The sequence below is a fragment of the Brevundimonas sp. UBA7506 genome (assembly GCF_002479495.1).
Taxonomy (GTDB): domain Bacteria; phylum Pseudomonadota; class Alphaproteobacteria; order Caulobacterales; family Caulobacteraceae; genus Brevundimonas.
Genome location: NZ_DLNQ01000010.1, coordinates 268759 through 275741, shown reverse-complemented (window position 1 = coordinate 275741; position 6983 = coordinate 268759). Strand labels below are relative to the sequence as shown.

General features: G+C 69.9%; 9 protein-coding genes. 6 read left to right on the top strand and 3 right to left on the bottom strand.

The window, feature by feature from the left end; all coding sequences use genetic code 11:
• Positions 1–257 precede the first annotated feature (257 nt).
• The 5 genes from B3K53_RS10300 to B3K53_RS10280 all read left to right on the top strand — a co-directional run bounded on the left by B3K53_RS10300 (position 258) and on the right by B3K53_RS10280 (position 3975).
• Complete coding sequence (locus tag B3K53_RS10300) at positions 258–695, top strand: hypothetical protein (RefSeq protein WP_292084165.1); 438 nt, start codon at positions 258–260, stop codon at positions 693–695.
• Positions 634–1839 (top strand): DNA-packaging protein, encoded by a 1206-nt coding sequence (locus B3K53_RS10295; protein WP_292084164.1) that lies wholly within the window; start codon positions 634–636, stop codon positions 1837–1839. The genes B3K53_RS10300 and B3K53_RS10295 overlap by 62 nt, the downstream gene beginning before the upstream one ends.
• 161 nt (positions 1840–2000) lie before the next feature.
• Positions 2001–3179, top strand: coding sequence for a phage portal protein (locus tag B3K53_RS10290; protein ID WP_292084271.1), 1179 nt, complete (start codon positions 2001–2003; stop codon positions 3177–3179).
• Positions 3179–3403: a hypothetical protein gene (locus B3K53_RS10285; protein ID WP_292084162.1), complete on the top strand. Its 225-nt coding sequence runs from the start codon at positions 3179–3181 to the stop codon at positions 3401–3403. The genes B3K53_RS10290 and B3K53_RS10285 overlap by 1 nt, the downstream gene beginning before the upstream one ends.
• Positions 3404–3552: 149 nt before the next feature.
• Positions 3553–3975 (top strand): HK97 family phage prohead protease, encoded by a 423-nt coding sequence (locus B3K53_RS10280; RefSeq protein WP_292084160.1) that lies wholly within the window; start codon positions 3553–3555, stop codon positions 3973–3975.
• Here B3K53_RS10280 and B3K53_RS10275 read toward each other — a convergent pair.
• From B3K53_RS10275 to B3K53_RS10265, 3 genes are read right to left on the bottom strand one after another with little or no spacing between them, the layout of a single operon-like run.
• On the bottom strand, positions 3962–4435 hold the full coding sequence (locus tag B3K53_RS10275) for a hypothetical protein (RefSeq protein WP_292084157.1): 474 nt from the start codon (positions 4433–4435) through the stop codon (positions 3962–3964). The genes B3K53_RS10280 and B3K53_RS10275 overlap by 14 nt on opposite strands.
• A gap of 7 nt (positions 4436–4442) precedes the next feature.
• Positions 4443–4781, bottom strand: a complete 339-nt coding sequence (locus tag B3K53_RS10270) for a hypothetical protein (RefSeq protein WP_292084155.1) — start codon at positions 4779–4781, stop codon at positions 4443–4445.
• A 6-nt stretch (positions 4782–4787) separates the two neighbouring features.
• Positions 4788–5597, bottom strand: a complete 810-nt coding sequence (locus B3K53_RS10265; RefSeq protein WP_292084153.1) for a hypothetical protein — start codon at positions 5595–5597, stop codon at positions 4788–4790.
• Between the two features lie 111 nt (positions 5598–5708).
• On the opposite strand from B3K53_RS10265, the gene B3K53_RS10260 reads away from it, so the two are divergent.
• Entirely contained in the window at positions 5709–6947 is a 1239-nt protein-coding gene (locus B3K53_RS10260; protein ID WP_292084152.1) for a phage major capsid protein, read from the top strand.
• Positions 6948–6983: the final 36 nt, after the last annotated feature.

The window sequence follows — 6983 nt, the reverse complement described above, 5'->3', positions numbered from 1 at the left end:
GGCGGGGGGGGCCCGCGGGGGGGGGGGGGGGGGGCGAGGGGCGCGCGCTGCTCTCGAGCCATCTGAGCGCCAGTCTGTTTTTCGCCCCCTCCACCATGCTGCGCATGGTCCCCCTCCCCCGCTGCGCAGGGGAGGATCGAAGGTGATCCCGTCACGGCTGTCGCAGTCGCCGCAGCCAAACCCTGAAAAATCCCGGGATTGATCTGTGCTGGCGGCTGTTCGCCAGCCTGAGGACGATGCTCGGCTATGGTTCAGGCATGGCGGGAAAAAGGGACGAGACGGGGTGGCTGGAGGCGGTGTTCGACCGGCTGAAGGCCCTGACCGACGAGGCGATCGCGGTGGTCGCGGCCGCCGAGGCGCCGCTCGACGTGGCGGAGGCCGAGAAGCGGGCGCGGGCCGTCGGCGTTCTGGCGCGGACGGCCAAGGCGGTGGCGGCCCTGAGGTCGCGACCCGCCCGCAAGACCCCCGAAGAGGATGAAATGAGCGAAGACGATCGTGATGTCAGCGACGCCGAACTGGCCGGGCTCCAGGCCGAATTCTTCGCCCGTGTCGATCATCTCGTCGCAGCTTTCGAGCGCAAGTCCCTTGCTGCGGGACTGGATCGAGGCGCTGCCGCGCGAGGAGAAGATCCGGGTGTTGCGGGCATGGATCCGGGCGACGCCGAGGCTGAACGACGAACAGATCGCGCCGCGTGACGTCGATTGGCGCACCTGGGTGCTGCTGGGCGGGCGGGGGTCGGGCAAGACCTTCGCCGGGGGCTTCTGGCTGAATGAGCTGGCGCGGGAGAAGGACTGGACCTTCGCCCTGGTCGGGCCGGCCTTGCATGACGTGCGCGAGGTCATGGTCGAGGGGCCGTCGGGACTGAAGGCGCAGGCGGCGAGGGACAACCGGCCGCGCTGGGAGGCGGGGCGGCGAAGGCTGATCTGGCCGTCAGGGTCTGCGGCCTACGCCTTCTCGGCGGAGGACCCGGACAGCCTGCGCGGGCCGCAGTTTCATGCGGCCTGGGCGGACGAGTTCTGCGCCTGGCGGCACGCGGAGGCGACACTGTCGAACCTGAGGTTCGGGCTGCGGCTGGGGGGCGATCCCAAGCTGGCCATCACCACGACGCCCCGGCCCATTGCGGCCCTGAGGCGGCTGCTGGCCGAGCCGGGGGTGGTGAAGGCACGGCTGGCGACGCAGGCCAATGCCGACAATCTGGCGCCGGGGTTCCTGAGCCATCTGAAGGCCCTCTACGCCGGGACGCGGCTGGAGGCGCAGGAGATGGAGGGGCTGATCGTCGAGGCGGACGGCGCCCTGTTCCGGGCCGAGGATCTGGCGCGGACGCGGGGCGGCCGACCGACGCGGTTCGAACGGATCGTGGTGGCGGTGGACCCGCCGGCCAGCGCGCACGGCGACGCCTGCGGCATCGTGGTGGCGGGCAGGAAGGACAAGACGGGATACGTGCTGGCGGACCGTTCGGCGCGGGGCCTTTCGCCCGCCGGATGGGCGCAGCGTGTGGCCGAGACGGCGGCGGAATTCGGCGCCGACCTGGTGCTGGCCGAGGCCAACCAGGGCGGGGAGATGGTGCGGACCCTGCTGGGTCAGGCGGACTGCCCGGCGCAGGTGAAGCTGGTCCACGCCAGCCGGTCGAAGAAGGCGCGGGCCGAGCCGGTGGCGGCCTTGTACGAGCAGGGTCGGGTGGTCCACTGCGGGGCGTTTCCGGCGCTGGAAGAAGAGATGATGGCGCTGGGGAGCGAGGCGGCGGGGGCCAAGAGTCCCGACCGCGCGGACGCTTTGGTCTGGGCGCTGACGCATCTGCTGCTGGCCGGGAAGACGCAGCCGAGGCTGCGGGCGTTGTGATCTGATCCTTCTCCCCTTGAGGGAGAAGGTGGCTTGCGAAGCAAGACGGATGAGGGGTGCGTGGAAGCTGGCGCATGGCTTCCGATCAACCCTCGCGCCGACACCCCTCATCCGGCCCTGACGGGCCACCTTCTCCCTCAAGGGGAGAAGGAAAGATGGAAATGGAGAACCACATGGATTGGCGACGACCGTTCGGTCGGCGGCGCGTGTCTGCGCCTGAAACCAAGGACAGCCGGGCGGGGCCGTTGATCGCCCTGACCGGGGCGGGTCGGGCGCGGTGGACGCCGCGCGACTATGCGCACCTGGCCGAGGAGGGGTTTGCGAAGAACGCCGTGGCCTATCGCTGCGTGCGGATGATCGCGGAGGCGGCGGCCTCGACGCCGTTGGTGGTCATGGTCGCGGGCGTGCGGACGACGGAGCATCCGCTGGCGCGGCTGCTGGCCAAGCCCAATCCCGAGCAGTCGGGCGGGGAGTTGATGGAGGCGCTTTACGGCGCGCTGCAGACGGCGGGCAACGCCTATGTCGAGGCGACCGGCGACGCCGACGGCGACGGGGCGCCGGACGAGCTGTGGGCGCTGCGGCCGGACCGGGTGAAGGTGGTCCCCGGACGGGCGGGCTGGCCCGAGGCCTATGAATACGCAGTCGGCGGGAAGGCGGTGCGGATCGCGCGGCACGCAGACGGCTGGTCGCCGGTCATGCATTTGAAGCTGTTCCACCCGACGGACGACCATTACGGGTTTTCGCCGCTGGAGGCGGCGGCCTTCGCCATCGACGTGCACAACGCCTCGGGCGCCTGGAACAAGGCGCTGCTGGACAATGCGGCGCGGCCAAGCGGAGCTCTGGTTTACGGGGCCAGGGACGGGGAGCGGCTGACGGGCGAGCAGTTCGAGGCGCTGAAGGCGGAACTGGGCGAGGCCCATGCGGGGGCGCGCAACGCCGGGCGGCCTCTGTTGCTGGAAGGCGGGCTGGACTGGAAGCCGATGAGCCTGACGCCGCACGACATGGACTTCATCGCCGGCAAGCACGCGGCGGCGCGGGAGATCGCCCTGGCGTTCGGGGTGCCGCCGCAGCTGCTGGGGATACCGGGGGACGCGACCTACGCCAACTATCGCGAGGCCAACGCCGCCTTCTGGCGCGGGACGGTGATCCCGCTGGTGAGGAAGGCGGCGGGGGCGATGACGGGCTGGCTGGGCGGGCGGTTCAGCAACTGCCGGATCGAGCCGGACCTGGACGCAGTCCCGGCCCTGCAGGTCGAGCGCGATGCGCTGTGGGCGCGACTGAACGCGGCGAGTTTCCTGACGGACGAAGAACGGCGGCGCATGGCGGGGGTGGGCGCGTGATGGAACAGGTGAAGAAGGTCCCGGTCGCCCTGATCGCGGCCCTGCTGGTGCAGACCATCGGCGGGCTGGTCTGGGCCGGGGGCGCGGCGGCGCGGATCTCGACGCTGGAGCAGAGGGTCGGCGAGCAGAGGCTGGTGGCCGAGCGGCTGGCGCGGGTGGAGGCCCAGGGCGAGGCGGTGCGGGCGGCGGTGGATCGGATCGAGCGGCGGCTGGAGGAGAAGTGATGCAGCGCAGTTTTCTCCCTCCCCTTCATGGGGAGGGTGGTCGACGCGAAGCGGAGACCGGGTGGGGAGGGCTGGAAGTGAAGGGGGCGGCGCCTGGCTCGCCGCAGCGCCCCCACCCGACCTCGCCAGACGGCTCGGCCACCCTCCCCATGAAGGGGAGGGAGAAGGGTGTGCTGTGGATCGAAGGCTACGCCTCGCTGTGGGGCGCAGCCGACCTGAACGGGGACGTCGTGGCGAAGGGCGCCTTCGTCGACAGTCTGGCGAAGACGGGCGCAGCCGGGGTGCGGATGCTGCATCAGCACGAGAGCCGCGCGGTGGTCGGCGTCTGGGACGAGATGGTCGAGGACCATCGTGGATTGAGGGTGCGAGGGCGCATCCATGACTGGTCGGGCGAGGCGCGCTACGCCGCCGCGCTGACGCGGGCGGGGGCGCTGGATGGGCTGTCGATCGGGTTCCGGGCGGCCAGGGCGCGGCGCGACGGGCGCTTGCGGGTGCTGAGCCAAGTGGAGCTGTGGGAGGTGTCGCTGGTGACCTTTCCCATGTTGCCGGGGGCGAGATTCAGGGCCGGTTGAGCCAGCGATTGTGGGCGAAGAAGCAGGCAAGCTGGATCGCGCACAAGGTCAGCAGGGATTCCCACGCGGAGATCGAAGCGACGCCCAGGCCCGCGAGGAGGCGGCGGAAGATGTCGAAATCCATGAGAACCTGTAGGCCGCCCGCGAAGAAGGCTGCGGCGCCCAGCAAGCTCCAGGGGCTGGTGTAGGATTTGTCCTCTCGGATGGGCTGCGTCCAGGCCTTGATCTGCTGCTCAAACGCGCCGGGCCTGTCTCGCGACCAAAGCCACACGCCGACAACCAGAAGACCGGCGAGGACGGTGATGCCGGTCAGTATCGCATCGGCGAAGGAAGCGAGCGGGTGAGGGGCATGATCCGAGGTGGCGAGAAGCAACAGCCAACTGGGCAGAAAGGCAGCTGTTAGAAGCTGACCAGCCCAGTGCCGGGAAAGAAAATCGCGAACTCGTGCGGAACGGGTCATGGGAGGCTTACCCTCTGGGCGGCGACGAGGCGCGGCGCAGCGGGATGAAGAGGAAGGCCAGGGTCGGGAGCAGGATGGCGAGCCCGGCGGCGACGCCGATCAGAATCGGGTGCTCCGATCCGGAGGCGACGGCGCCGCGCTGGAAGGCGGATTTCACGACGGAGGCTGGAACGCTGGCGGTCAGGGTCAGAAGGAAGACGACGGCCGTGAACCGCCAGCGGGGCGTTGCGAGGGCCTTCTCATGGGAAAAGGTTCCGGGCGGAAAGAGGCTGAGAAAGAAGGCCAGGACTAGTGGCTGGGTCAGGCTGGAAAAGAGGTCCGCGAGCGCGAAAACGGGCGTCGGCATGGCGGTCTAGCGCCTCTGCGACGTGTCGACCTCGCGGATCAGGGCGCCTTGGACGCCCCACAGCTTGTCGCCCGCTGCGACATAGATCGGCAGGCGGTTGAGCAGGGACAGGAAGACGTGGATCTCGAGCGGCTGGGGCGCGACGATGACGTTGGTGACCAGGCCGACGGGCTGGCCGTTCTGGCCTGACTGACGGCGGTCCAGGTCGAGGCAGCCGCCGGAGAGCTGTTCGCGCTTTTCGACGGTGCGGCCGTCGGCGCTGATATGGAAGCGGTAGTGGCCGCCCATCGGCACCTTGTTCGCGTCGGTGGTCGAGGCCAGCAGCCAGACCAGCCAGCCGTCGCCGTCGGGATCGTCCAGAACCACGGCGTTGTAGCGGGCGGCGCAGCGCAGTTGGCCTATGCCTGACGCGGCGGTGTTGCGAGCGTAATAGCGCACGGCCTGATCGTCAGGCAGGGCGGCGCCGGTCGCCTCGATGACGGCGCCGGCGCGGCCGTTCTTGTCGACCAGGATGTCGTAGCCGGGGAGCGGGGCGGACGGGTCGCCGATGAGGAAGCGGACCAGTTGATCCTCGCCGTTCGGGACCACGATCCAGCCGATCAGGCCCTCGGGCGGCTTGCCGTCGAAACGGGCCAGCAGGGCGTCGGTGGCGCGGGCGGCCGCGCGGTCCTGAAAGAAGATGGACGAACCGATCGCGCCGGTCCGTTGCAGAGGCCAGGCCTCGACCTGGGGCGGGGGCGTGTCGTCGGCGGCCTGAGCGGCGGAGCCGACGCTCAGCGACAGGGCGGCCAACAGAGAGACCAACGGCAGCCGCATGGGGCGATCCTTCTCGGGAGCGTCCCGCGCGGCGGCGGGAACAGGGCGCGATCCCATGGGGATCACGCACCAAGCGTAACCGCGAAATGCGGTTCTTCAAGCGGAGAGAGCATGAAAGAGACCAAGACCGCCTCGGCATCGCCCGAGGCGCGCGCCGCCATGCATGAGATGATGGCGGCGTTCGAGGCGTTCAAAGGGGCCAACGACGCCCGTCTGGACGAGATCGAGAAGAAGGCGTCGGCGGATGCGCTGCTGGAGGAGAAGGTGGCGCGCATCGATCAGGCGGTGGCGGGGGCGCAGGCGCGTCTGGACCGCGCGCTGAGCGAGAGCCGCCGTCCGATGCTGGGCGGCGAGCCGCCTGCTGTTGTGGCGGCGCCGGAGGCCAAGGCGGCCTGGGACGGCTATATGAAGTCGGGTCAGGCGCCCCAGACTCATATGGGTCTGGAGTTGAAGGCGGGGCTGTCGTCGGCGTCGAACTCGGCGGGCTATGTCGTGCCGCCGGAGACGGAGCGGGCCATCGAGCGACGCCTGATGGCGGGCAGCCCGATGCGTGAGATCGCCACGGTGCGCACGGTGGGCTCGGGCGTGTTCCGCAAGCCGGTGTCGACGGCGGGAGTGACGGCGGGCTGGGTGGCCGAGACGGCGGCCAGGCCGGAGACGGATCCGGCGACCCTGGCGCTGCTGGAGTTCTCGTCGGCCGATCTGTACGCCTGTCCGGCGGCGACGCAGAGCCTGCTGGACGACGCCCTGATCGACCTGGACGAATGGCTGGCGGCCGAGGTCGAGGACGCCTTTGCGGCGCAGGAGACGGCGGCCTTCGTCAGCGGCGACGGGGTGAACAAGCCCAAGGGCTTCCTGGCCTATGCGACGGCGAGCGAAGGCACGCAGACCTGGGGCCAGATCGGCACGGTGGCCTCGGGCGCGGCGGGCGCCTTCGCCTCGACCAACCCGGCGGACAAGCTGATCGACCTGATCTATGCGCCCAAGGCCCAGTATCGACCGAACGGACGCTTCGTGATGAACCGCCGCACGGTCTCGGCGGTGCGCAAGTTCAAGGACGCGGACGGCAACTATATCTGGTCGCCGGCGACGCGGCCGGGCGAGACGGCCAGCCTGCTGGGCTATCCGGTCACCGAGATCGAGACCATGCCGGATGTGGCGGCCAACAGCCTGTCGATCGCGTTCGGCGACTTCTCGCGCGGCTATCTGATCGTGGATCGCGCGGGGGTGCGGGTGCTGCGCGACCCCTATTCGGCCAAGCCCTATGTGCTGTTCTACACAACCAAGCGCGTGGGCGGCGGGGTGCAGAACTTCGACGCGATCAAGCTGATGAAGTTCGCGGCGAGCTGAATGAACTGACCCCTCTCCCCTTGTGGGAGAGGGAGG

Coding starts and splice junctions, on each gene's coding strand:
- B3K53_RS10300 (WP_292084165.1), top strand. CDS start 258: ATGGCGGGAAAAAGGGACGAGACGGGGTGGCTGGAGGCGGTGTTCGAC.
- B3K53_RS10290 (WP_292084271.1), top strand. CDS start 2,001: ATGGAGAACCACATGGATTGGCGACGACCGTTCGGTCGGCGGCGCGTG.
- B3K53_RS10285 (WP_292084162.1), top strand. CDS start 3,179: ATGGAACAGGTGAAGAAGGTCCCGGTCGCCCTGATCGCGGCCCTGCTG.
- B3K53_RS10280 (WP_292084160.1), top strand. CDS start 3,553: ATGAAGGGGAGGGAGAAGGGTGTGCTGTGGATCGAAGGCTACGCCTCG.
- B3K53_RS10275 (WP_292084157.1), bottom strand. CDS start 4,435: ATGACCCGTTCCGCACGAGTTCGCGATTTTCTTTCCCGGCACTGGGCT.
- B3K53_RS10270 (WP_292084155.1), bottom strand. CDS start 4,781: ATGCCGACGCCCGTTTTCGCGCTCGCGGACCTCTTTTCCAGCCTGACC.
- B3K53_RS10265 (WP_292084153.1), bottom strand. CDS start 5,597: ATGCGGCTGCCGTTGGTCTCTCTGTTGGCCGCCCTGTCGCTGAGCGTC.
- B3K53_RS10260 (WP_292084152.1), top strand. CDS start 5,709: ATGAAAGAGACCAAGACCGCCTCGGCATCGCCCGAGGCGCGCGCCGCC.